The 569-nt window shown below is 65.0% G+C and carries 2 pseudogenes; both read right to left on the reverse strand.

The features are described from left to right. A pseudogene (locus OTB16_RS39880) lies at window positions 1-320 on the reverse strand (flotillin family protein); the annotation flags it as partial. Window positions 321-384: 64 nt separating this feature from the next. Further along, window positions 385-569, reverse strand: a pseudogene (locus OTB16_RS39885) (hypothetical protein); the annotation flags it as partial.

Raw genomic sequence — 569 nt, forward strand, 5'->3', positions numbered from 1 at the left:
TCCTCGACGGTCTTGTTGACGCGTACGAAGAACGAGATGCGGATGTCGGCGCGGATGTTGTCCTTGCAGATCAGACCGTCGCGGCCGGTCCGGGAGATCTCGATGGTCTTCACCGAGATGTCCATGACCTCGGCCTTGTGCAGCACGGGCAGCACGACCTGCCCGGTGAAGGTCACATCGACCTTCCGCATCTTGGAGACGATCAGCGCCTTGCCCTGCTCGACCTTGCGGAACAGCCGGGTCACGACAAGCAGTGCTGCGACCACGAGGACGAGAACGACGATGACGAGCGTGCCGAGGCCCAATGAGATGGCATCCATGAGGAATCCCCACGTGAGAAGTCGAAGCTGAGAAGCCTGGAAGGCTGAGAAGAAGGGCGGCGGATCAGCCGCGCGGGTCGAGCGCCGCGTCGAAGGGCGCGACCCAGAAGAACTCGCCGGCCTCGTCGTACGCGTAGAGCAGCGCGGTACTGCCGAGCATCAGCGGATCACTGCCGAGCTGGCGGACCTGGACGACCGCGGTGGAGCCGTCCCCCGCCGCGACCTCCGCCTGGCCGAACTCCGCGTCCA

Origin of the sequence: Streptomyces antarcticus (assembly GCF_026627255.1) — a bacterium.
Taxonomy (GTDB): domain Bacteria; phylum Actinomycetota; class Actinomycetes; order Streptomycetales; family Streptomycetaceae; genus Streptomyces; species Streptomyces antarcticus.